We start from the raw sequence: 22,470 nt of genomic DNA, 5'->3' as shown, positions 1-22,470 counted from the left end.
TAAAGGCCTAAAAAGCAGGCCGGCAAACCTTTTACCTTTCTCCTTTTGCCTTTCACCTTACCTTTAAACTACGGTTCCTTCTTTCAGTTTCTCTGCATTTTCTGCAAACTGTAAAGCTTCCATTATTTCCTGTAAATCGCCGTTTAACACGCCGGGCAGGTTGTATATGGTAAGGCCGATGCGGTGCTCTGTTAAGCGCCCCTGCGGATAGTTGTAGGTACGTACCTTGGCCGACCTGTCGCCGGTTGATACCATGGTTTTGCGCTTTTTGGATGTTTCTTCCAGGTGCTTTTGCAGCTCCATTTCGTACACGCGTGAGCGTAATACCTGTAATGCCTTATCGTAGTTTTTTAATTGCGATTTTTGGTCCTGGCACTGCGCCACAATACCTGTAGGCAAGTGGGTTAACCTTACTGCCGAGTAGGTAGTATTTACCGATTGACCGCCCGGGCCCGATGCGCAGAACAAATCCTTGCGGATATCGCTAACCTGCAGGTCGATATCAAACTCATCCACCTCGGGCAATACTACAACCGATGCGGCCGAGGTATGTACCCGGCCCTGGGTTTCGGTATCAGGAACGCGTTGAACGCGATGTACGCCCGATTCATATTTTAAGGTACCGTAAGCGTCTTCGGCTATTACGTTAAATACAATTTCCTTGTAGCCGCCGCTGGTGCCTTCGGTATAATCAACCAGTTCGGTTTTCCAGCCGCGTTTTTCGCAATAGCGCATGTACATGCGGTAAAGGTCGCCGGCAAATAAAGCGGCTTCGTCGCCACCTGTACCGCCACGAATTTCTACCATCGCGTTTTTTGTATCTTCAGGGTCTTTCGGAATCAGCATCAGGCGGATGGCTTCTTCCATCTCTTCCTGTTTGCCCAATAACTCATCCAGTTCCATTTTGGCCATTTCACGAAACTCTTCGTCTTTTTCGGTAGCCAGAATTTCTTTATTGCTATCAATATTGCTCATAATGTTGCGGTATATGTTATACTCGTCAACAATTTTAGCAAGGTCTTTATATTCTTTATTCAGCTGGGCATAGCGTTTCATATCCTGCATTACTTCAGGATTGCTCAATTCGCCTTCAACGGTTTTCCAGCGTTGAAATATCAGTTCTAATTTCTCTAACATACTCGGTATATTCAAAAGCTAATCAAAGCAGCTTTGCTTGATGATGGTCCGGCTACAAAAGGCGTTACGTTTCGGTCGGTTTACAGGCTTGCTTCAAAAAACGCACAAAAATACGTATTTTCGGGGATATATTATTTCAGCGGATTGTAAGTTGTTTTGGCCGCTATTTATGTAACTTTAATTTAAAACCTAATAAGCGTTAATGCTGTTACTCAATAAAAAACAACCATATTATGCCACTTCCAGAAAACCCCAATCTTGACGATAACCAGGACGAAAAAGACCCAGGCAACGAATACGAACAAAACGAAGGCCAGGACACTGGTAACGAACGTTTGGATACTGACGTTGCAGATATTGCCGCTTTAGAAGCTGCCACCCGCGCCTCCGAATCGGCATTTACCTTAAATGTAGAAGACGGCTTAACGCCCGATGTTGATGAGGACGAAGATTAACACACGAATACTGGCAGGGTGTTTAGCAATTGTATCGAATTTCAATACACACGAATACTTGCATGGCGTTTAGCAATTGTATCGAATTTCACGAATTGATTGGCATGCGGATTATTGCAGCAGCTGCATTGATAATCTGAATTTTGAAGGATCAATCAGGCTTTGTTTGTGTAATTCGAAGCCATTCGTGAAATTCGTGTTGATGAAATTCGTGTTTATATAATGGGGATTTATATGAAAAAACTGATATTAACCGCTTTGATGGCAACTGCGTTAGCAGGCACGGTAAAAGCGCAAAATAAATTCAACGCTGCCGATTTTAAGGCTGGCCTGGGCAAAACCGGCACGTTATGCGATACCGTTTACTCGCTCAAAATAGTGAGCGATACACTTACATTGCTTAACATGGGCGGTGTTTATCCGCATCAAAAATATACCATCGCAATAAAGGGGAATAAGGTAACGTTAGACCTCCCTAATATTAAACGCAAAGCAATTTGCGTTACCGGCGTTTTCGAAATGTTTAAAGATCAGCCCGAAGTAGTAGCCAGCCGCGCTGAGCAAATTGAAGTGCATTAGTGCAAGAATCAAGAAATTAGAATCAAGAGTTAAGAAAAAAGCGTGGCGGGAAAAATTACCGGTTAAGCTTACTTCTTCGGTAAGCCGCGGGCGTTTGCCCGGTTTTTAATTTAAATACACGGTTAAAAGCCGCTTCTGATTGATAACCCACGTTTGCCGCTATTTCGGCCACATTGTTCTTATCCATCAGTAACAACTTTTGAGCTTGCCGTATGCGCCAGTTGGTAAGGTAGCTTAATGGCGTTTCGTATACTAATTGTTTAAACTGGTTAAAGAAAACAGACCGCGACATCCCAACCTCCAGTGCAAGAGAATCAAGCGTCCAATTCTTTTGGGGCGAGTCTTGCATCAGTGTCAGCGCCTTGCTGATCCTCGGGTTATTTAATGCCGAGAGAAAACCACTTTGGGGCGCATCCTGTTCTAAATATGCCCTGATGATATTCACAAACATAATTTCGGATAAACACTTCAGCATTACCCTGCTCCCCGGTTTTTCGTTATTGAGTTCGTTCAGCATTAACTGTGCAACCTGCTTTACCAGCAGCTGATTTTCGGTTACATATTGCCTGATATGGATAACTGCGGGCAAATCTTTTAAAAAGGGATGTAAGGCCTGGTAATCAAATTCAAAATGGCCCGCTATCAGCGTGGTTACATTGCCCCCGCTATTAAAAACGGGTATTCCCGCCCTGCGGGCTTTCACAAATTCCGGCGATGGCATACGCAGGCTTGTAGGTTTATCGGCTATCCAATGGGCGCTGCCGTGAGGCACAAATACAAGGTCGCCTTCCTCCATTTCTATGATACGGCCGTCGGGTGTGCCAATGGCACAACTGCCGCTCACCAACCGCCAGAATTGCGAATTATCATCTTTAACAATATCCAGCCCCCAGGGGGCCGAAAGCGGGATTTTGCTGTAAACAACACTCCGCAGGCTGGTTGCATCTAATATTGTACTTAAAGCGTCCATTGTAAATTGATACGATCAAGCAAATATATAGCACTATTTGATGCTTTTAGTGTTATAAGACCGATTAATTTTGTGATATCAAAATCAGAAAAAAATGACAACACAGGAATTAGCTGATAGCTACAATGAACTTTTTCAACAACGGAAAGTAACAGAAATTTATGAACAGCTGTATAGTGCCGACATAGTTTGTACCGAACCGGAACATGCCTTGGCCATGGGCGTGCCCACTGTTACAAAAGGTATTGAGGCGGTTTTAGCAAAATCAAAAGCCAGGCAGGAACTCATAGCCGAAGTGCACAGCTTTTTTTGCAGCCAGCCGGTGGTAGGCGGCAACTATTTTAGCGTAGCCATGGGCCGGGACATGACGCTAAAAAATGGCCAAAGGCTACAAGTAGCAGAAGTAGCCGTTTTTGGTGTAAAAGACGATAAGATAATAACCGAAACGTTTTTTTACTAATCGCCGGGTACTTTGCGCCAAAGGACAGGCCGCAAGCAAATATGAATTTTTAAATAAAAAAAGGGATGTCTCAAACTAATGAAACATCCCCTTTTTATCCTGTCTTGATTCTTGACTCTTAATTCTTGACTCTTTTTAAATTCCGTCTTGATTCTTGACTCTAATCTCTTGATTCTATTTTTAAAACTCTTTATATAAACCAAAAATGGCCTGTCCCTCCGTCATAGCCTGGTTGGTAACCGTGCGGCCAAGTACCAGTGTACGGTCAGTATAGGTAATTTTTGGTCCGGCAGAGTTAATATAATTAGCTTTCAGGAACAAGCCCCATCCTGCGCCAGTATTTAAGCGGATAGCCGCACTGCCTCCGTAAGCAAAAGCAAATTTAGTTGAACTGTGTTGCAAAAACTCGCCGCTTTGTGCATCAACGCCCTGTATTTGCACAGCAACGGTAGGTGTGGCAAAGCTTTTAATGGCGCCGGCAGATGCCCTGAAATCGAACGAAAAAGCGTGCCATACAACGGTATATTGCGGGCCCAATAATATATTAAGGCTGCGGTAGCGTTTGTTGGCAGTAACTATCGATCCATCGGCTTTATAGCTATCTGTATACCCCTGCGAAATCTTTTGATCATCATCATAAACAAGATTACCCTGGTCCTGGTAGGTCACGCTATATCCTAATGCTGCGCGCTTAAAAAAGTAATGTGCACCATCTAAAGAATATACCAGGCCTTTTTTGGCAAAACCCGATTTGTTGTTGCTGTAATCAGTTGATTTAAAATCGCCATAAGGCCTTGACTGGCCAAATCCCAAACTTAAATAACTTTTAGATTTTTCGGAAACCGTTTCGTCATCCTGCACATCCTGCGCCTTTGATTTAAATGCCATCAGCATAAAAAAAGCTGCAGCCAATAATGTAAAAGTTTGTTTCATGTTGTAATAGTCCTAATAAAATAAATCTGGTTTGCTAAAACCCTGCTTATTTGGTTTAGCAAACGCCTAAAAAAATGCATTATTATCGCTAATGGCGCCTAAGTTAAAAAAACAGGCCTAAGCAGATAATATACACGCCGAATCCGCGCAAACGCAGTTAAGGCAACAGCTACAGCCGCTTTTAGTTACAGGGCGCTAATATAGCTTGCCCCGGTCAATTAAACAGCAGCAAAGGGCAAAATTAACAACTTTTAACCTTTAATGGCCTAAATCATTTGTGCCCGTGTTGTGCAAATCACTATCTTTAGTTCCCTGTAATTTAAATGGAGATGAAAAGAACACCCTGCTTACTTGCATTAGCTGTTTTATTTTACAGCTATTCCCACGCGCAACAAATGACTATTAAAACACTGCCATACCCCAAAACAAAAAAGGTTGATACCGTTGATACATACTTTGGTACCCAGGTGCCCGACCCTTACCGCTGGCTGGAAAACGACCAGGCGCCAGATACAAAGGCCTGGGTAAAAGAAGAAAATAAGGTTACCCAGGATTACCTGAAACAGATACCCTATCGCGAAGACATCCGCAAACGGTTGGAAACATTGTGGAATTACGAGAAATACAGCGCTCCTTTTAAAGAGGGGCAGTACACTTATTTTTATAAAAACGACGGGTTGCAAAGTCAATCGGTTTTATACAGGCAAATTGGCGATAGCGGTAAACCCGAAGTGTTTTTAGACCCCAATAAATTTTCGGCCGATGGTACTACCTCTTTACAGGGCATCGATTTTACAAAAAACGGCGACCTGGCCGCCTACCAGATCTCGGAAGGCGGATCGGACTGGCGCAAGGTTATCGTGATAAAAACCAGCGACAAAAGTGTGGTTGGCGATACCCTTATCGATGTAAAATTTAGCGGCCTGGCCTGGAAAGGCACCGATGGCTTTTATTACAGCAGCTACGATAAACCTAAAGCCGGCAGCCAGCTGTCGGGCTTAACGCAATACCACAAATTGTTTTACCACAAACTGGGTACGCCGCAAAGCACCGATAGGCTGATATTTGGCGGCGAGAAAACCAAACGCCGGTACATTGGCGCTTACCTTACCGAAGACGAACGTTTTTTGGTGATAACCGCTGCCACATCAACCACCGGCAATGAGTTGTACATACAGGATTTGAGCAAGGCCGATAGCCCTATAGTTACCGTGGTTGATAATTTTGACAACCAGCATAATGTATTGGACAATGTGGGCAGCAAGCTGTATATCCTAACCAACATTTATTCGCCAAATTTTAAAATAGTTACCGTTGATGCCGCAACGCCCGGCATAACCCATTGGAAAGATTTGATACCCGAAACAAAAAATGTTTTAACGGCCAGTACCGCCGGGGGCAAAATTTTTGCCGAATACCTGAAAGATGCCACCTCTTTTGTGCAACAGTACAGCATGGATGGCAAGTTGGAACGAACCATCACCCTGCCATCAGTTGGAACTGCGGGTGGCTTTGCAGCCAAAAAAGAAGAAAAGGAAACCTATTATACTTTTACCAGCTACATATACCCTCCTACCATTTTTAAGCTGGATATAGCTACCGGGCAATCGAGTATCTATAAAAAATCGGGCGTGCAGTTTGATCCCGAACAGTACGAATCGAAACAGGTGTTTTACGCGTCGAAGGATAAAACCAAAATCCCGATGATCATCACCTATAAAAAAGGTACGGTGCTAAATGGCCAGAATCCTTTAATGTTATATGCCTACGGCGGTTTCGGCGTGAGTTTAACACCTGCGTTCAGCACATCGAACATTATACTGTTAGAGCATGGCGGTATTTACGCTGTGCCAAATTTGCGCGGCGGCGGCGAGTACGGCGAAACCTGGCATAAAAAGGGCATCAAAATGAAAAAACAAAACGTTTTTGACGATTTTATTGCCGCTGCCGAATACCTTATCAAAAACAAATACACGTCTAAAGAGCACCTGGCGGTATCCGGCGGTTCAAACGGCGGCCTGCTCATCGGGGCAATGCTTACCCAGCGGCCAGAATTGTTTAAAGTAGCCTTCCCGGCGGTTGGCGTTATGGATATGCTGCGTTACAATAAATTTACTGCCGGCGCGGGCTGGAGCTATGATTATGGCACGGCAGAAGATTCGAAAGAGATGTTTGAATACCTGTACAAATACTCGCCCTACCATGCCCTTACACCCCGGGAATATCCTGCAACAATGGTTACCACAGCCGACCATGACGATCGCGTGGTTCCTGCTCACTCCTTTAAGTTTGGCTCGCGGCTACAGGAGTACCAAAAAGGGGCCGGGCCGGTACTTATTCGCATTGAAACCAATGCCGGTCATGGCGCAGGCCAATCAACCGCCCAGGTGATAAGCGGACAGGTTGATAAATGGGCCTTTATGTTTTGGAATTTGGGGGCGAAGTGGTGAGTAATGTGCTTGAATATTAGAATTTTGGGGGCTGATATTTCGAAATTTATCGCATATTTATCAACCTAAATCGATAATTATGACAAGCCGCTATTCCCGTTACTTTGCTGCAATAACATTAACTTTCGTAACCATCGGTTCTTTCGCCCAAAAGCCCAGGGCGCGCGATATAGGGATCCCTTTTGAAGGCACAACCGGTAAAAACAATGCCATTACCGATGTGGCGGGGGTTGAGGTTGGTTACAGCACTATTATTTCGGGCTCGGGAAAAAACGTTATTGGCAAGGGGCCGGTGCGTACCGGTGTAACGGCTATTTTTCCTAATGGGAAGGTAAACCATCACCCGGTGTTTGCCAACTGGTATACTCTTAACGGCAACGGCGAAATGACGGGGACTACCTGGCTAACCGAATCGGGCTTCCTGGAAACGCCGGTAATGATCACTAACACCAATAGCGTGGGTGTGGTGCGTGATGCTGTTTTGAAATGGTTTGTTGATAAAAACTGGTATGGCAATGAAGAATATTGGTATACCTACCCTGTAGTAGCCGAAACCTACGATGGCGGGTTAAATGATATTTATGGTTTCCAGGTAAAGGAAAGCAATGCCTTTGAAGCACTCAACAACGCCACCGGTGGGCCGTTAAAAGAAGGCAATGTTGGCGGTGGTACAGGCATGATGTGCCTGGGGTTTAAAGGCGGTACCGGTACATCATCAAGGGTGATTAGTATTAACGGCAAGTCCTATACCCTGGGTGTACTGGTTCAATCAAATTTTGGACGGAAAAAGAACCTGACCATAGCCGGCGTTCCCATAGGGCGTGAATTGAAAGACACGCTGAACTACGAGCTAAAGGCAGCCCCGCAATCTAAACACCAGGAGGGCGATGGCAGCATTATTGTGATATTGGCTACAGATGCACCCCTGTTGCCGCACCAGTTAAAAAGATTAGCTGAACGGGTTGCCTTAGGGGTTGGAAAGGTTGGCGGGCGCGGCGAAAACGGTTCGGGCGATATATTCCTGGCGTTCTCCACTGCTAACCCTGCGGTTTTTAGCAGGAAAGATAATACCCAGGCCGAAATGCTGGCTAACGACCAGATGAACCCACTGTACGAGGCAACCGTGCAATCTGTTGAAGAGGCTATCATCAACGCTATGGTTGCCGCAGATACCATGGAAGGTATTAACGGCAACAAGGCTTACGGCCTGCCGCACGATGCCGTAATAAGGGTATTGAAAAAATATAACGTGGTGAAGTAACAAGAGGCAATATGAAACAATTTATTTTATGTGTAATTGTGCTGTTATTGAGTGTTTTATCTGCTGTTGCCCAGGATAAAAAACCAAACCTCAATATTGTTTTTATTGGCAACAGCATAACGCAAGGCGTGCAATTGCCCGATGCTGCAAGTGATGCACCTCCGGCTACTGCTGTCGCGTATCTGCACCGGCAGAAAGACTTAGGCACGGTTGAATTCAGCAACCAGGGACATAGCGGTTATACCACGCTTGATTTTTTGCCCGGCACCGGCACTTTTAGCAGGATAGAAGAAGCGGCTAACGCATTTGCGGATAAAAACGCATTGCTTATATTTTCGATAAAACTGGGTACAAATGACAGCGCTATTGAGGGCCCGCACGGCGCGCCGGTGTCGCCAGGTGATTATATCCGGAACGTGGAGGCCATTACCGGCAAATTACTGGCCGATTTTCCGAATGCCATTGTAATATTACAGCACCCTATCTGGTACAGCCCCAATACCCAAAACGGCGCTAAATATCTGCAGGAAGGCTTGTCAAGGTTGCAAAGCTATATTCCGAAACTGGATAGCCTTGCGGCTACCAACTCCAAACACCTATTTATAGGCGATAAAAAAGCTTTCAAATATTTTAAGAAACATCACCTTACGCTCCAGGTCCCCGAGAATGGAAAGCAAGGTTTATTTTACCTGCATCCCAATAAAGCGGGAGCCATTGTTTTGGGCGAATTTTGGGGCAAGGCAATTGAGAAAGTAGTACGGAAAAACTTTGAGGAATAGGTATGATAAAAAAAGTTTCGCGGAAGCGCTTTTTGAAAAACGATATACCACGATAAATATTCAACGCAGACTGAAGGTTAATGGGAGACTTGCTGAAAATCTAACTAACTTGCTTTAAACCGATGCGGCCATGAGGTGTTGGAAAAATGTGTTTTATATTGTTGCCATATGTTTACCGGTTTTTGGGTGTAAGGCAAACCCGGCAGGTAAAGCATTGCCGTCGGCCTTAAAGTCGTCGGTTCCGCAATCTAAAAACATCGCTTATACAAATCTTTCCTGCAAAGTAATTCATGTTTTTGTTGCCTTGTGCGATAATAAATACCAGGGTATAGTACCTGTACCGCCCAAAATAGGCAACGGACAAGATCCTGAAACCAATTTATACTGGGGATGCTATAACGGAGTGCGCACCTATTTTAAACGAAGCAAGGATTGGCAGCTGGTTAAAAAACAAAAGGGCAAAAAGATGATTATCGAGCGGCTGATATTTAAACACCGCACCCAGAACGTTTTCCTTGTTGCCGACGCCTGGGACGGGCAGGCCATCGAAAAAACAACCGAGGACTTTTTGTACAGCTGTGCCGGGCAGTTAAAGGATACCATTCATTATCAAAAACAGGTGATAGGGATTGATGGCAATGCCCAGTTACTGGCTTATATAGGACATGATGGGCTGATGGATTTCGGGCTGCCCAATAAGTTTAAAAACGCCGATGGCAAAACCCGGGATTGTATTATACTGGCTTGCATCAGCAAAAAATACTTTAGCGGCTTTATTACGCAGGCCAAAGCTAACCCCCTGGTTTGGACAACCGGCCTGATGTGCCCCGAGGCCTACACTTTACACGATGCTATTGCCGGTTACATTAAAAATGAACCGGGAGAAAAGATCAGGACAAGGGCGGTATCTGCCTACGTGAAATATCAAAAATGCAGCGTGAATGCAGCAACCAATTTGTTGGTATCAGGCTGGTAATACTTTTTTTTACTTCACCGGCCGAAAATCATATCAACACTATGCGTACTTTAATTCAACTCTCCACTCACAACTGACCACTCACTACTCCCCCCATTTGTTAACAATCTTTTTTTGAATTGTAAGGCTATTCTCTCAACTTCGCAGTCCGAAATTTGATGTATGATATCGCATTCTAAAAAAATAGCCTCTGAGCTTTCCATATCCGAAAAACAGGTAAGTGCAACAATAGCATTACTTGATGAAGGAGCAACAGTCCCGTTTATTTCCCGTTACCGTAAAGAGGTTACCGGCACGCTCGACGAGGTGCAGGTGGCCGAGATACGCGACCGCGCCCAACAACTTCGTGACCTGGATAAACGCCGCGAAGCGATCCTGAAATCGCTTACCGATATGGGGAAACTAACACCCGAACTGGAAAAACAAATAAACGAAGCCGAAACCATGGTTTCGCTGGAGGATATCTACCTGCCCTATCGCCCTAAACGCAAAACCCGCGCTACCGCGGCCCGCGAGAAAGGTTTACAGCCCCTGGCCGATTTGCTGCTGGAACAACGCAAAGCCGACCTGCAAACAGAAGCCGCTGTTTTTATTGATGCCGAAAAAGGCGTTAATAGCATTGAGGAGGCATTGGCCGGCGCAAGGGATATTATTGCCGAAACCATTAGCGAAAATGCCGAAGTACGTACCCGCATCCGCGAGCTTTTTATAGAGAAAGGTACTTTCCAATCAAAAGTAATTGATGGTAAAGAGATAGAAGGTATTAAGTATAAAGATTATTTTGACTGGACCGAACCTGTAAAGTCGGCTCCATCGCACCGCATATTGGCCATGCGCCGCGGCGAGAAGGAGGAAATTCTTTGGCTGGATATAAAACCGGATGAAGAAGAAGCCATTGCTGCGCTGGAAGACAGCTTTGTAAAGGCTAACAACCCATCTGCCGACCAGGTGAAACAAGCCATTGCCGATGGCTACAAACGCCTGCTGAAGCCATCGATGGAAACAGAGGTACGCCTGTTTACCAAAAAGAAAGCCGATGAAGAAGCTATCCGCGTATTTGCCGAAAATGCACGTCAGCTGCTTTTAAGCGCCCCGCTTGGCCAAAAGCGGGTTATGGCCATCGACCCTGGTTTCCGCACCGGCTGTAAGCTGGTTTGTTTGGATGAACAAGGTAAGTTATTGGAGAATACCGCCATTTACCCACACACCGGCGCCGGACAGGCGCGCGAGGCGGAAAAAACGGTTCAGCATTTATTTGATAGGTATAAGATTGAGGCCATTGCCATAGGCAACGGTACTGCCGGTCGTGAAACCGAATTATTTGTGCGTAACCTTAACCTGCCCGGCGTTGCTATTGTAATGGTGAACGAAAGTGGTGCTTCTATCTACTCCGCATCCGATGTAGCCAGGGAAGAGTTTCCTGATAAAGATATTACCGTAAGGGGCGCCGTATCTATCGGTCGCCGTTTGATGGATCCGTTGGCCGAGCTGGTAAAAATCGACCCAAAATCAATTGGCGTAGGCCAATACCAGCACGATGTGGATCAAAACAAGCTGCAAACTTCGTTGGACGATACCGTAATGAGTTGCGTGAACGCGGTTGGTGTAGAGTTGAACACGGCATCAAAGCAAATTTTGGCCTATGTATCGGGCCTGGGGCCGCAGCTGGCACAAAACATTGTGGATTACCGCGACCAGAACGGGGCTTTTAAACGCCGAGATCAACTCAAAAAAGTACCCCGCCTGGGCGAAAAAGCGTTTGAACAGGCGGCAGGATTCCTCCGCATCCACCATGCCGAAAATCCGCTGGATTCGAGCGCGGTACACCCTGAGCGTTATAGCTTGCTGGAGCAAATTGCTAAGGACATGAAGTGCACGGTGAAAGATTTGATGGGCGATGCCGCTATCCGCAGGAGCATTCCGCTGCAAAAATATACGTCGGAAACAGTAGGACTACCCACGCTGAACGATATTATGGCCGAACTGGCCAAGCCGGGCCGCGACCCGCGCGAACAGTTTGAAGCCTTTAGCTTTACCGATGGTGTAAATGCAATTGGCGACCTTAAAGTGGGCATGAAGCTGCCCGGCATCGTCACCAACATAACCAACTTTGGCGCCTTTGTTGATATCGGCGTGCACCAGGACGGATTGGTACACCTAAGCCAGATTACCAACCGGTTTATTAAAGATCCTAACGAGGTGTTGAAAGTTCACCAGAAAGTTGAGGTAACCGTAACCGAGGTTGATGTTAACCGCAAGCGGATTGCCTTATCGATGAAAGAAAACGATAAAAGTGAGCCCGCGGCCAGGAGGAATGATGACAGAAGGCCGGCCGCCGGAAATAACAAACCTAATTTCAACAGGAAACCACAGGAAGCACCAGAGACAGACATTGCTATAAAACTGGCGGCATTAAAAAATAAGTTTAAGTAAATCAGTCTTTTTTTTGTTATCCAGGGTAATAAAATTTGCGAAAATCTGAAAGAAGAGTGACAATAGTTTAATTCCCAATGTCATGCTGAACTTGTTTCAGCACCCCACATGCTAAGTCTACTTCATGCGGGTCGCCTGTCCTGTGGGATCCCGAAACAAGTTCGGGATGACTTCCGTTTTTCAACTTGTCATGGGTGGCAAAATGTCCGTTTACCCTGTACTGCCGATACAAAGGTTTACAAATGGATTATTCCCGGATGACGAAAATGCTATTGTTTACCAATAATCAATCCTGTTTACCTTAGCCGTGGCTGGTAAAAGTGCTATCTACAATTAAGCGGATAACATCGTCAATTTCGGCACTTACGGTGAACAGGTGCTGGATGATCTGTTCGTTTTCCGGGTTAAAAAAGTTTTCCTTATCCATGATGCTGATCAGGCCCATCATACTGGCAACGGGCCGCCTTATTTCATGCGAGCTGAGCGAGGCGATATTCCGTAAGCGCTCGTTTTGATCAATCAGCTCCTGTTCAATTTTAAGGCGCCGCGTAATATCACGGGCAAAACAACCAACGCCAATGATATCGCCCTGCTGCGTATAAATGGGGTTAAAACTAACCTCAAAATATAATGGGGTTTTTGTTTGCCGGTCAATGCTTTCATTAATAATGGTGTATTGTTCGCCAAGGAGCGCCCGCGAATAGTAAGCCACCCACTCGTTGTGTATCTCTTCGCTATATCCTTTATGCAGGTATGAATGCGCCCCGGCTATAGGTTCAACACCGGTTAAATGTGTGGTTTCCCTGATGTAGGCATCATTCATATATACATAGCGCATTTCCCTATCAACCGACCAAATGTGGTCATGCGTATTGTTTATCAGGGCCTCCAGGCTTGTTTTTGTCCAGTGGGCTTCTTCCTGGGCCCGGCGCTCATCGCTAATATCTTTAACGTATATGGTAATGCCTTCGGCAGATGGGTAGGCCGATGTGCTTAGCCACCTGTCAATAGGTTCAAAGTATTCGGTAAACTTTACGCTTTCGCGCTTTTCAATCATCTCATAATATGCCCTGCCAAAGCCCGAATCCATAATTTCGGGGTATACATCCCAAAGCACATTGCCCAGCATTTCCTCCCGCGGGGTGTTGGTCATTTTTTCGAATGCCGAGTTTACCTTCACAAACCGCCATTCATTATCTATAATAAAAAACGAATCGGTTATACTTTCAATAAAAGCATCCAGCTTTTCGGCGGCCTCTTTTATTTCCCGTTCAATTTTAAGTTTGGCGGTAATATCCTGGCCTATTCCCTGTACCTCGCAAACCTGGCCGCTATCGTTGGTAATGGATATAAACTCCCAATCGGTATCATGAAGCCCGCCCCATACATCTGGTTTTTTGTGCAGTAGTTTTACAATTTTGCCGGGGTTGCTTACACAGTTAACAAAGGCTTCTTCGCACAAATGCAGTTCCTGGGGTATAGTGGTAATTGCAAAATGCTGCCCTATCAGTTCGGTGGCGTTGTAACCAAAGGTTTTCAAAAACTGTTTGTTAACAAAACTAAAACGCCCCTTAATATCTATCCTAATCAAAAAATTGGTTTGCGAATCAATCAGCGAGTTTAAAAACTGTTCGCGCCGCCTGGCTTCGTCCTGGTATTGCAGCTTGGCGGTAACATCGGTAGCAATTGATAAAATACAATTGCGCCCCTTGTACTTTATACCAAACCAGTTAACATCGGCGTAAATAATTTGGCCGCTTTTGCTCGAATGCTTCCATATACCGGCACGGTTAAAATCGTCGGCGCTTATTTCAAAGTTTTCATTTTCGCTTAAATATGTTTTTAAGCTCCCGATTTCTTCCGGCGGGCGGATATCACTAAGTGTTAATAATAAAAACTCATCTTCGGTGTAGCCATAATGCACCGTAGCCGCATGATTAACCTTTAAAAAACAGAGTGTTTGTTTATCAACTATCCATACCGGGTTTGCGTTTTTGTAAAACAAATCGCTAAAAAGGCTATCCTCTGTGGCATTGCCGGCGGTAGGCTGCGTTTGTACACTAATAGTGCTTACTAAAACTTTATGATTGGTAGCCTCATCAATTACCAGGTTTTTTTTATCGATAATGGCCCTGGTTGTGTTTTGCGGGGTGTTTATAAGGTAATTAAGTTCAACCGACTCATTTATATCCAGGCTGGCAACCGCAGTTTCTATGCCTCCGCGCTGGGTTTCGCTTATCATATCAAACCACAAACTGTTGTTGCTAAGCAGCTGTGCAGCGGTAATGCCTAAAATATTAATTATAGCAGGGCTAATGAAAAGGTATCTCTGTTCATCGGTATCAAAAATAATTATACAATCGGTTGTGGGAGCGATGGTGTTAATTGGCATGCTTGATTTGGTCCCGGCTTATTGTATAAAGTTAAAATATTTATATTAAAGTAATTAGCTATTCGGTCAATAATTTATCGGCAACATCCTGCCAGTTATTTACCCTTTCAAAACCGTCAATCAGCACGTTATGAGGCGATGTATACAACAGTTTGCGACCTTTAAAAGTTACAAAGTTTTTAATGCGGTCGTCAATCATAATATCAACATCCAGTATTTTGTGCCCGCAAAAAATAATGTTCGTCCATGATATAAAGGGAAAGTGCTCCTCCAGCCAAGCCTGCTTATCCTCCAGCGAGTACTTAAACTCCATAGCTGCCGATGCTATGTATACATCATATCGCTCCATAAGCGCTTTTACCACCTGCTGGCTGCCGGGCATTACTTTAATATCCCTGAAAAAACCACGCTCGTTAACATAGGCCCTTACCGTGCTGCTCAGGTGCGGCGGCAGGGCCTGTCCAATTTCCATGCCGTGCATATCGGCCAATATTACTTCATGGCTGTGGCGCTGTTTATACAGTTCAATAAATTTATCAATGGTATCTGCCAATACCTCATCCATATCAATGGCAATGCGGGGTTTGCGGGTGATGCTCATGCCGGTAATTTGCAAAATTTAAAGTATAATTAAAAGGCGCATATTACAACCAATCAGAATGTGTTGGCTATCAATTGTATAGTCAATGCGCCCTACCCAATAAAGCATTCTGTTGCTTATCGGGTGGCCTTAATCCAACCACTCACCTAATCAACCACTTAACCACTCACCAATAATAATTACAACCCCTTTAAATTGTTAATAATAATTTATACCTTTGCATCCCCGCAGAAAGAACTCCGGGGACATGTTGAATACATAAAATAAAGAAATGGCAACTAAAATCAGACTGCAAAGACACGGTAAAAAAGGAAAACCTTTTTACTACATCGTAGTAGCAGATGCCCGCGCACCTCGCGACGGTCGTTTTATTGAGCGTTTAGGTTCATACAACCCAAACACCAACCCTGCAACTATCGAAATTAACTTCGACAAAACTTTAGAGTGGGTTAACACTGGTGCCCAGCCTACCGATACTTGTCGTGCTATCCTTTCTTACAAAGGTGTGCTGTACAAAAAACACTTAGAAGGTGGTGTAAAAAAAGGCGCTTTAACCGAAGAACAAGCTGCAGAGAAATTTGCTGCCTGGACTGATGCTAAAGAAGGCAAAATCACCGGCAAAAAAACCAGCCTGGTAACTGCAAAAGACGAAGCCCGTAAACTGGCTTTGGCTGCCGAAGCTAAAAAGAAGGAAGAAAAAGCTGCTGCAATAGCTGCTAAAAATGCTCCTGTTGCCGAAGAAGTTGCTGCTGAAGAAGCTCCGGCTGAAGACGCAGAATAATTTAACCCAGAGCCAGGAAATTAGAATCAAGAGTCAAGAAATAAAATTCTTCTGTCTTGATTCTCGACTCTTAACTCTTGATTCTACAAAACAATGGCGAAGCGAAAACTTCGCCATTGTTATTTAACACTGTTTTTTATGAAAACCGAAGATTGTTTCAGGGTTGGCAGCATACTGAAAACCAAGGGCCTTAAGGGCGAAATGCAGATATATGTTGATTTTGATAGCCTGGACGCTATTAAATTTGATGCCCTTTTTATTGATATGGCCGGCAAAATGATCCCTTATTTTGTACAATCTATCAAGTACCTGCAAAAAAGCAATGCCTACTTGTTTTTGGAAGATGTGGATACCATCGAGAAAGCAAGCCTGCTGGTAAAACGCGACCTGTACCTGCCCAACAAACTGAAACCCAAAAAGAAAAAAGCCGAATTTACCCTGAACGATGTAGAAGGGTTTATGGCTATCGACGAAACCCACGGCGAGCTTGGCGAAATAACCCAGGTGCAGGAATATCCGCAACAACTGATAGCCACGGTGACGTTTAAAGGCAAAGAAGTGCTTTTCCCACTCAATATAGAGATCATTAAGGGGATTGATATTGAAGCCTGCGAAATTTACATCGATTTGCCCGAAGGGCTGCTTGATGTTTACTTGGAGGGATAGTAATAACCACCTTTTTGTCTTCCTTAAGGCATTGTGTGTACACTTCTTTTCAATAAAAGAAAATGTCATTTCGAACGAGGTACGAGGAGAAATCCTATACGCCCTGCATCAACATATCCCCTCGTGATGCAAATCGCATAAGATTTCTCCTCACCCCTGCCCACACAATCCACCGCCGGTTCGTTCGAAATGACAACAGGTTATGAATAATTTTTTTATTTTCAACCCATGTGGAATCATAATTACTATATATACATTACCACCAATCCTGCCAAAACGGTACTGTATATTGGGGTTACCAATGACTTATGTGTTAGATTGCTTCAACATCGGGAAAACAAAGGAACTAAAAAATCCTTTACCGGTCAGTTTTATTGCTACAATTTAGTTTACTACGAACATTTTACGCACATCGAACATGCGATTGAAAGGGAAAAGGAAATTAAGAAATGGCGCAGAGAAAAGAAAGACGCCTTAATAGCCACCACAAACCCAAACTGGACTTTCTTGAATAAGGAAGTGTGTGATGATGATTGACAAAGGGTTATTGATAAGAAAATTGTCATTTCGAACGAGGTACGAGGAGAAACTACCTCTTGAGCGTAGCGAAAAATCCTATACGCCCTGCATCAACATATCCCCTCGCGATGCAAATCGCATAAGATTTCTCCTCACCTCCTCTGCGCAATCCCACTGCCGGTTCGTTCGAAATAACACTTTATTAACGTATACATTTCGTAACTATCATTCAAAAGAGGCTTTTTATTACCTTTACTTCGCCAATGCATCACGTATGATTACTACCCAGCAACTTTACCAGCTATACCTGCAGCACCCTGTTATCAGTACCGACACCCGCAAAATTGCCGCCGGCAGCCTGTTTTTTGCCCTTAAAGGCGATAAATTTGATGCCAACACCTTTGCCCAACAGGCCATTGCAGCAGGCGCAGCCTACGCCGTAATTGATAATCCCGCCTACCAGCTGGGCGATAATTATTTGCTGGTGGCCGATGTGCTTACCGCCCTGCAGGATCTGGCCCGCCACCACCGTCGCCAGTTAAGCATTCCCGTTATAGGCCTTACCGGCACCAACGGCAAAACCACCACTAAAGAGCTTATCAACGCCGTGCTATCCCAACACTTTAAAACCCAGGCCACTCAGGGCAATTTAAACAACCATATAGGCGTACCCCTCACTATTTTAACCATCGACGCCAGCCACCAGATGGCCGTTATCGAAATGGGGGCCAATCACCAAAAAGAAATCGAACTGCTTTGCACCATCGCCCAGCCATCGCACGGCTTAATAACCAACGTAGGCAAGGCGCACCTGGAAGGTTTTGGCGGGGTAGAGGGCGTGAAGAAAGGCAAAGGGGAATTATATGATTATTTGGCCCCCCGGCCCCCTGAAGGGGGAGTGAGCAGCCCAGGTGGCGTTACCTTTATTAATAGCGACGACCAAACATTGCTTGATATGGCTGCCGCCCGTAAGCTGAGCAACGTGGTATATTATGGCACCAATACTATTGATGATTTGGTGAGCGGGCAACTAATAGAAAACTCGCCCCTGCTTGCTTTGGAATACACCAACAATAAAACCGGGCAAAGCTACACCGTAAAAACCCAGCTCACCGGCGCATATAACCTGCATAACATTTTGGCGGCCATAGCCATAGGCAGCTATTTTAATATCCCTGCCGAGCAAATAAACGCCGGTATCGAAGGCTATCAGCCCAAAAACAATCGCTCGCAAATTGTGAAAACGGCAAGCAATACCCTTATTTGCGATTACTATAACGCCAACCCCAGCAGCATGTTTGTAGCTATAGAAAACGTTGGCAAGCTGCAGGCCCCACGCAAAGTACTCATCCTGGGCGACATGTTCGAGATGGGCCCCGAGTCGGCCGCCGAGCATGCCTCCGTGATCCAAAAAGCACTGGATACCCCGGTTGACGAACGCATTTTTATCGGGAAAGACTTTGCCGCTGCCGCTCAGTCCATCGACCATGGACTATGGACCATGGGCCAAAACACCTGTTACGCCACAGCCGAGGATGCCATTGCTGCATTAAAGGCCAGCCCCATCACCCATTCAACCATCCTCATCAAAGGATCGCGCGGTATGGCCCTGGAGCGGCTGGTGGAGTTGTTTTAACAAGGGTGAAGGAAGAGAATGATAGGAAAATACACAACTGTCATCCTGAGTGGTTAAATTTAGCGAAATTCTGAAGGGGGAATGACAGCGACTTAATCCCCAATGTCATGCTGAACTTGTTTCAGCACCCCACATGCTAAGTGTACTTCATGCGGGTCACCTGTCCTCTGGGATCCCGAAACAAGTTCGGGATGACTTCCGTTTTTAAACTTGTCATAGGTACGTACGAAGCATCTATTCGCCAACTTTTCTAACGATCATGCACAGCAGACAGCTCCTTCCTTCGTCAGGATGACAGGAAAAAAAACAACTCTCATCCTGAATCTATACCAACAATGCTATAGTAATCCCCATCCTCCCCCAAAAAAAGTCTTAACTCTTGATTCTTGGCTCTTAACTCTATTCCGTGCGTTCGCCGCTGGTAGAAGCGTCGCCGGGCTTTACATTCATACGCGCACGAGGCATTAGGCGCGGGCCGGTACCCATTTCAATCCCTAACGCTGAGCTGCGGTAAACACAACACATCCCTTACCATAAAGCTCAACAATTCCCAATGTAAAAGCAGGGGCCCGCGCGATTTCCCCTCTCGAGAGGGGCGGAGGGGTGTGTTTACAAATTTGTATTGAATACGGGATAAATACCGCTACCATTAGCCTGTAAAAGCTGCCTGTTAGTTCAATGATTGTTGGGTGTCGTGCCCATGTGTAAACGGACACATTACTGATGGCGCAAAACGGCCACTAAACCGCGAGGATTATTTTCACTACAACCACACAATAGTTCTGTAAAATAAAGAATATTCTTTGAGGCGATGTCAAGAGGGGGCTGTGGGGGTGAGGTTGGGGGAGCGGACGGGCGGGCGTTAACACTTTAACATTTTGAACATAGATTATAATCAGTAAATTTATAAAAACCTTGTCAAATGAAATTAATCGAAAAATCTAATTCCAAACGTTATTCGGCAGTTATATTATATAAAGATGACTTAAAGAATATTTGCGATTTCTTGCTGAGTAAATCTAATAAACTGACCTTAAATGACAGTCAATATCGATATGACAACTTTGATGACTTCATTCACAATTACAAAGGCGACTGCGACTTGGAATTCAGTATTTATGACTTTTCAGAAAAGAGGGTCAATGTCCAGCTTAAAATCAGTAAATATAGCGCCAGTTTAAACACCGTTGGCTCAGACAGCGAAATAGGAGCTCATGTATTCATTTACTTGGACAGAATTCTATCAGAGAACGTAAAAAAGAAATATTTTTTTCTTTCTACCCCCACTACATTTATTTATACCTTATTAGGGTTTTACGTAATGTTTGATCCTTTCAACTTTCTGCATTTTGAGAAGACTATTAAAGGTCTTACAGGCTTTGCTTGTATTTTATTAGGAAATATATCGGGCCGTTATGCTTTACCTACTTCGAAAATAATACTATCACGAAAGCAAGATCATAAGAATATATTTCAACGCACTAAAGATGACATTTTTTCAAATGTCGCTGCATCTTTGATCACCGCTATTATAGGTTTTATCGCTGGTGTTATGGCGGTAAAATTAGGTATAATACCAGCTTCAAAATAATAGATGACGAGTTTCTATCCTTTATTATAATGATCGTAGAGACTACAACCTTTAACAGAAAAAGACAATGATTAATGAAATTATAGATCTTGTAGTAAATACTTTTGATATGCCCAGGAATACTGTTGCTACAATTCTAATAACTCGCGCTTGTTAGAGTTGTCTCCAACAAGCCAAAGTTAATCGATCAAGAAAGCCATGGGTGAGAAGCTAAATCCGTGTACATACAGAATTTGTTGTTGACAACGCCAACAAAGTGCAGTTAGGCTTAGAAGGTTTTATAAATTAATATTAAAATAAAAACTCCAATTAGCGTGGAGCTTTTATTTTATGTGTATTACTCTTTTGATCCGTGATTTTTATGGGCGAGATCAACGATGCCTTGCCCATCTTCTGACTCTTTAGGAGGATCAACTTCTAGTGTTTTACATATTCGACATGCCGTGATATTGTAGACCTCCTCTTCTTTCGGCACACCGGAAATTTTGCCATTCATTACGTTTCTGACAACTGAATATCCTTGATTAGCGTTTCTTACTACAACACATCCATTGTCAGTAAGGTATTTAATGAATGCGTCCCGGTTCATGAAATAGATAAATTAAATGACTCTTTAGTAATAAGTAAATCGCCTTCCTCGTGTTCATCATCCTCTAATTCACTTTGTTTAAACTCAAGCATTATTCTAAATGCCTCAAGTAAGTTTTTTTTTGCCTCTTGGGTATTTGATCCTTGGGCGATTACTTCTGGAAACTCTGCAAAATAAGCAGTTATCTCCGTTTTTTCAGCGTCTGAAATCATAATACCAGTCAAAGTCAGTTCTGGTTGTGCTTGTGCCGCTTGCATAGTTGGTAAGTGTTTAATAGCCGTTTAAATTCTAAACTGTTTTAAGTTGGTTGTTAATAGTTAATTATGCAACTTAATAATTAATTATTAACAATTCAAATAATCATAACAGAAATATCAAAAATTACGCCACTAGTATAATCTTAATAATTAAATTCATTTAAATTATAATTATATAGTTGTAGATAAGTATTATTAGTTGCTATACTATATACATTTAAAGTACTTTGTTCTTGATATTCGCTCCCCCTCTCGCCCTTTTTGGAGTTGTCTCCAACAAGCCAAAGTTAATCGAATAAGAAAGCACTTAATGGGGTTAAAGCCATGTACATGCCGAAAGACATTGACAGTGTAGACCACCTATTATCGTTTTGAGCGCTAATTATATTCCACCTGCTCCACAAAATAGGTCAAATGTTGATTTTTTATTCAAGTTGTGGATAACAACACTTCACAAAATTTCACATTGAGAATTCATTTCACGTTCTTTGTTTAGAGGAAAACAAAAAAGCCCCGAGAGGGCAAATTCTCGAGGCTTTAATCGTCCGGACGGAATTTTACCGTCGGATATTGAGTCCGTTCTCAATACTGTTTCATCTCTATCGGACTTACTTTTTAGACAAACATCAAAGGAGCATTTAGCTCCTTTTTTGTTTAATTCAAATATAAAGTTAAAATAGTGGATACATCCTCTTGCGGATATAATGTGGAAAAATAGCACATATTAACACCAAAGCAAGCGCCCCTCGTGTTTCCTTGTCTGTTTTCGATATTTTTAATGATTTAAACGTCTACAAAGCTATAAACAACTAAGTTAACTTATGTCCAATTGTAAACCCCAGCGCCGCTAAATACCTTTACACATGCTCCCAAAGTATTTAATAACCGACCAGCCCACCACCTGCCCTATCTGCGGAACCCGAACGGATGTTGTTGCCGACTTTGTATACCATTCAACTATCTATTCAGGCATGTTTAAATACCCAATGTAAACACGTATTTTTC

Annotated in this window: 21 protein-coding genes; 14 read left to right on the top strand and 7 right to left on the bottom strand. The window is 43.9% G+C overall.

Annotated features, from left to right (window positions below; translation table 11 throughout):
• Positions 1–63 precede the first annotated feature (63 nt).
• Complete coding sequence (prfA, locus tag FSB76_RS13360) at positions 64–1,137, bottom strand: peptide chain release factor 1 (protein WP_147054076.1); 1,074 nt, start codon at positions 1,135–1,137, stop codon at positions 64–66.
• Positions 1,138–1,370: 233 nt separating this feature from the next.
• Here prfA and FSB76_RS13355 point away from each other — a divergent pair, with 233 nt between their 5' ends.
• Positions 1,371–1,592: a hypothetical protein gene (locus FSB76_RS13355; protein ID WP_090651455.1), complete on the top strand. Its 222-nt coding sequence runs from the start codon at positions 1,371–1,373 to the stop codon at positions 1,590–1,592.
• Positions 1,593–1,826: 234 nt separating this feature from the next.
• Positions 1,827–2,171 (top strand): hypothetical protein, encoded by a 345-nt coding sequence (locus tag FSB76_RS13350; protein WP_147054074.1) that lies wholly within the window; start codon positions 1,827–1,829, stop codon positions 2,169–2,171.
• A 55-nt stretch (positions 2,172–2,226) separates the two neighbouring features.
• Here FSB76_RS13350 and FSB76_RS13345 read toward each other — a convergent pair whose 3' ends face one another.
• The gene (locus tag FSB76_RS13345; protein ID WP_147054072.1) at positions 2,227–3,141 is read right to left on the bottom strand and encodes an AraC family transcriptional regulator; all 915 of its coding nucleotides are present in this window, start codon (positions 3,139–3,141) and stop codon (positions 2,227–2,229) included.
• Between the two features lie 94 nt (positions 3,142–3,235).
• Between FSB76_RS13345 and FSB76_RS13340 the strand changes: the two genes are divergently transcribed.
• A complete protein-coding gene (locus FSB76_RS13340) occupies positions 3,236–3,601 on the top strand; it encodes a SnoaL-like domain-containing protein (protein ID WP_147054070.1) in 366 nt (121 codons plus the stop codon).
• 180 nt (positions 3,602–3,781) lie between these two features.
• On the opposite strand, the gene FSB76_RS13335 is transcribed toward FSB76_RS13340, so the two are convergent.
• Positions 3,782–4,534, bottom strand: a complete 753-nt coding sequence (locus FSB76_RS13335) for a hypothetical protein (RefSeq protein ID WP_147054068.1) — start codon at positions 4,532–4,534, stop codon at positions 3,782–3,784.
• Between the two features lie 329 nt (positions 4,535–4,863).
• Between FSB76_RS13335 and FSB76_RS13330 the strand changes: the two genes are divergently transcribed.
• The 5 genes from FSB76_RS13330 to FSB76_RS13310 all read left to right on the top strand — a co-directional run bounded on the left by FSB76_RS13330 (position 4,864) and on the right by FSB76_RS13310 (position 12,433).
• Positions 4,864–6,984 (top strand): prolyl oligopeptidase family serine peptidase, encoded by a 2,121-nt coding sequence (locus FSB76_RS13330; RefSeq protein ID WP_147054066.1) that lies wholly within the window; start codon positions 4,864–4,866, stop codon positions 6,982–6,984.
• A 79-nt stretch (positions 6,985–7,063) separates the two neighbouring features.
• Entirely contained in the window at positions 7,064–8,245 is a 1,182-nt protein-coding gene (locus tag FSB76_RS13325; RefSeq protein ID WP_147054064.1) for a DmpA family aminopeptidase, read from the top strand.
• 11 nt (positions 8,246–8,256) lie between these two features.
• The gene (locus FSB76_RS13320) at positions 8,257–9,024 is read left to right on the top strand and encodes a GDSL-type esterase/lipase family protein (protein ID WP_147054062.1); all 768 of its coding nucleotides are present in this window, start codon (positions 8,257–8,259) and stop codon (positions 9,022–9,024) included.
• Positions 9,025–9,154: 130 nt separating this feature from the next.
• Positions 9,155–10,000: a hypothetical protein gene (locus FSB76_RS13315; RefSeq protein ID WP_225976504.1), complete on the top strand. Its 846-nt coding sequence runs from the start codon at positions 9,155–9,157 to the stop codon at positions 9,998–10,000.
• A gap of 162 nt (positions 10,001–10,162) precedes the next feature.
• On the top strand, positions 10,163–12,433 hold the full coding sequence (locus FSB76_RS13310; protein WP_147054060.1) for a Tex family protein: 2,271 nt from the start codon (positions 10,163–10,165) through the stop codon (positions 12,431–12,433).
• Between the two features lie 301 nt (positions 12,434–12,734).
• On the opposite strand, the gene FSB76_RS13305 is transcribed toward FSB76_RS13310, so the two are convergent.
• Together FSB76_RS13305 and FSB76_RS13300 are read right to left on the bottom strand one after the other, a co-directional pair.
• Complete coding sequence (locus tag FSB76_RS13305; protein WP_147054058.1) at positions 12,735–14,825, bottom strand: PAS domain S-box protein; 2,091 nt, start codon at positions 14,823–14,825, stop codon at positions 12,735–12,737.
• A gap of 58 nt (positions 14,826–14,883) precedes the next feature.
• Positions 14,884–15,426, bottom strand: a complete 543-nt coding sequence (locus FSB76_RS13300) for a 5' nucleotidase, NT5C type (RefSeq protein ID WP_225976503.1) — start codon at positions 15,424–15,426, stop codon at positions 14,884–14,886.
• A 271-nt stretch (positions 15,427–15,697) separates the two neighbouring features.
• Between FSB76_RS13300 and FSB76_RS13295 the strand changes: the two genes are divergently transcribed.
• The 5 genes from FSB76_RS13295 to FSB76_RS13275 all read left to right on the top strand — a co-directional run bounded on the left by FSB76_RS13295 (position 15,698) and on the right by FSB76_RS13275 (position 20,619).
• Positions 15,698–16,207 carry a 30S ribosomal protein S16 gene (locus FSB76_RS13295; RefSeq protein ID WP_147054056.1) on the top strand — a complete coding sequence of 170 codons (510 nt, stop codon included), beginning with the start codon at positions 15,698–15,700 and terminating at the stop codon, positions 16,205–16,207.
• A 138-nt stretch (positions 16,208–16,345) separates the two neighbouring features.
• Entirely contained in the window at positions 16,346–16,873 is a 528-nt protein-coding gene (gene rimM, locus FSB76_RS13290; protein WP_147054054.1) for a ribosome maturation factor RimM, read from the top strand.
• Positions 16,874–17,101: 228 nt separating this feature from the next.
• Entirely contained in the window at positions 17,102–17,410 is a 309-nt protein-coding gene (locus FSB76_RS13285) for a GIY-YIG nuclease family protein (RefSeq protein ID WP_147054052.1), read from the top strand.
• A gap of 256 nt (positions 17,411–17,666) precedes the next feature.
• The gene (locus FSB76_RS13280; protein WP_317131373.1) at positions 17,667–19,028 is read left to right on the top strand and encodes a UDP-N-acetylmuramoyl-tripeptide--D-alanyl-D-alanine ligase; all 1,362 of its coding nucleotides are present in this window, start codon (positions 17,667–17,669) and stop codon (positions 19,026–19,028) included.
• Between the two features lie 922 nt (positions 19,029–19,950).
• The gene (locus FSB76_RS13275; RefSeq protein ID WP_147054050.1) at positions 19,951–20,619 is read left to right on the top strand and encodes a hypothetical protein; all 669 of its coding nucleotides are present in this window, start codon (positions 19,951–19,953) and stop codon (positions 20,617–20,619) included.
• Between the two features lie 337 nt (positions 20,620–20,956).
• Here FSB76_RS13275 and FSB76_RS13270 read toward each other — a convergent pair whose 3' ends face one another.
• Both FSB76_RS13270 and FSB76_RS13265 read right to left on the bottom strand, forming a co-directional pair.
• Positions 20,957–21,208 (bottom strand): hypothetical protein, encoded by a 252-nt coding sequence (locus FSB76_RS13270; RefSeq protein ID WP_147054048.1) that lies wholly within the window; start codon positions 21,206–21,208, stop codon positions 20,957–20,959.
• Complete coding sequence (locus FSB76_RS13265; RefSeq protein ID WP_147054046.1) at positions 21,205–21,465, bottom strand: type II toxin-antitoxin system HicB family antitoxin; 261 nt, start codon at positions 21,463–21,465, stop codon at positions 21,205–21,207. The genes FSB76_RS13270 and FSB76_RS13265 overlap by 4 nt, the downstream gene beginning before the upstream one ends.
• Positions 21,466–22,328: 863 nt before the next feature.
• Here FSB76_RS13265 and FSB76_RS32705 point away from each other — a divergent pair.
• On the top strand, positions 22,329–22,457 hold the full coding sequence (locus FSB76_RS32705; protein ID WP_262713509.1) for a hypothetical protein: 129 nt from the start codon (positions 22,329–22,331) through the stop codon (positions 22,455–22,457).
• The last annotated feature ends 13 nt before the right edge of the window (positions 22,458–22,470 follow it).

The organism is Mucilaginibacter ginsenosidivorax (assembly GCF_007971525.1).
Taxonomy (GTDB): Bacteria; Bacteroidota; Bacteroidia; order Sphingobacteriales; family Sphingobacteriaceae; genus Mucilaginibacter; species Mucilaginibacter ginsenosidivorax.
The sequence above is the reverse complement of the archived record's forward strand: the minus strand, read 5'-3'. Positions and strand labels throughout refer to the sequence as shown.

Coding starts and splice junctions, on each gene's coding strand:
- FSB76_RS13265 (WP_147054046.1), bottom strand. CDS start 21,465: ATGCAAGCGGCACAAGCACAACCAGAACTGACTTTGACTGGTATTATG.
- FSB76_RS13335 (WP_147054068.1), bottom strand. CDS start 4,534: ATGAAACAAACTTTTACATTATTGGCTGCAGCTTTTTTTATGCTGATG.
- FSB76_RS13315 (WP_225976504.1), top strand. CDS start 9,155: ATGAGGTGTTGGAAAAATGTGTTTTATATTGTTGCCATATGTTTACCG.
- FSB76_RS13330 (WP_147054066.1), top strand. CDS start 4,864: ATGAAAAGAACACCCTGCTTACTTGCATTAGCTGTTTTATTTTACAGC.
- FSB76_RS13305 (WP_147054058.1), bottom strand. CDS start 14,825: ATGCCAATTAACACCATCGCTCCCACAACCGATTGTATAATTATTTTT.
- FSB76_RS13285 (WP_147054052.1), top strand. CDS start 17,102: ATGTGGAATCATAATTACTATATATACATTACCACCAATCCTGCCAAA.
- rimM (WP_147054054.1), top strand. CDS start 16,346: ATGAAAACCGAAGATTGTTTCAGGGTTGGCAGCATACTGAAAACCAAG.
- FSB76_RS13275 (WP_147054050.1), top strand. CDS start 19,951: ATGAAATTAATCGAAAAATCTAATTCCAAACGTTATTCGGCAGTTATA.
- FSB76_RS13310 (WP_147054060.1), top strand. CDS start 10,163: ATGATATCGCATTCTAAAAAAATAGCCTCTGAGCTTTCCATATCCGAA.
- FSB76_RS13350 (WP_147054074.1), top strand. CDS start 1,827: ATGAAAAAACTGATATTAACCGCTTTGATGGCAACTGCGTTAGCAGGC.
- FSB76_RS13345 (WP_147054072.1), bottom strand. CDS start 3,141: ATGGACGCTTTAAGTACAATATTAGATGCAACCAGCCTGCGGAGTGTT.
- FSB76_RS13325 (WP_147054064.1), top strand. CDS start 7,064: ATGACAAGCCGCTATTCCCGTTACTTTGCTGCAATAACATTAACTTTC.
- FSB76_RS13320 (WP_147054062.1), top strand. CDS start 8,257: ATGAAACAATTTATTTTATGTGTAATTGTGCTGTTATTGAGTGTTTTA.
- FSB76_RS32705 (WP_262713509.1), top strand. CDS start 22,329: ATGCTCCCAAAGTATTTAATAACCGACCAGCCCACCACCTGCCCTATC.
- FSB76_RS13270 (WP_147054048.1), bottom strand. CDS start 21,208: ATGAACCGGGACGCATTCATTAAATACCTTACTGACAATGGATGTGTT.
- FSB76_RS13355 (WP_090651455.1), top strand. CDS start 1,371: ATGCCACTTCCAGAAAACCCCAATCTTGACGATAACCAGGACGAAAAA.
- FSB76_RS13280 (WP_317131373.1), top strand. CDS start 17,667: ATGATTACTACCCAGCAACTTTACCAGCTATACCTGCAGCACCCTGTT.
- prfA (WP_147054076.1), bottom strand. CDS start 1,137: ATGTTAGAGAAATTAGAACTGATATTTCAACGCTGGAAAACCGTTGAA.
- FSB76_RS13295 (WP_147054056.1), top strand. CDS start 15,698: ATGGCAACTAAAATCAGACTGCAAAGACACGGTAAAAAAGGAAAACCT.
- FSB76_RS13340 (WP_147054070.1), top strand. CDS start 3,236: ATGACAACACAGGAATTAGCTGATAGCTACAATGAACTTTTTCAACAA.
- FSB76_RS13300 (WP_225976503.1), bottom strand. CDS start 15,426: ATGAGCATCACCCGCAAACCCCGCATTGCCATTGATATGGATGAGGTA.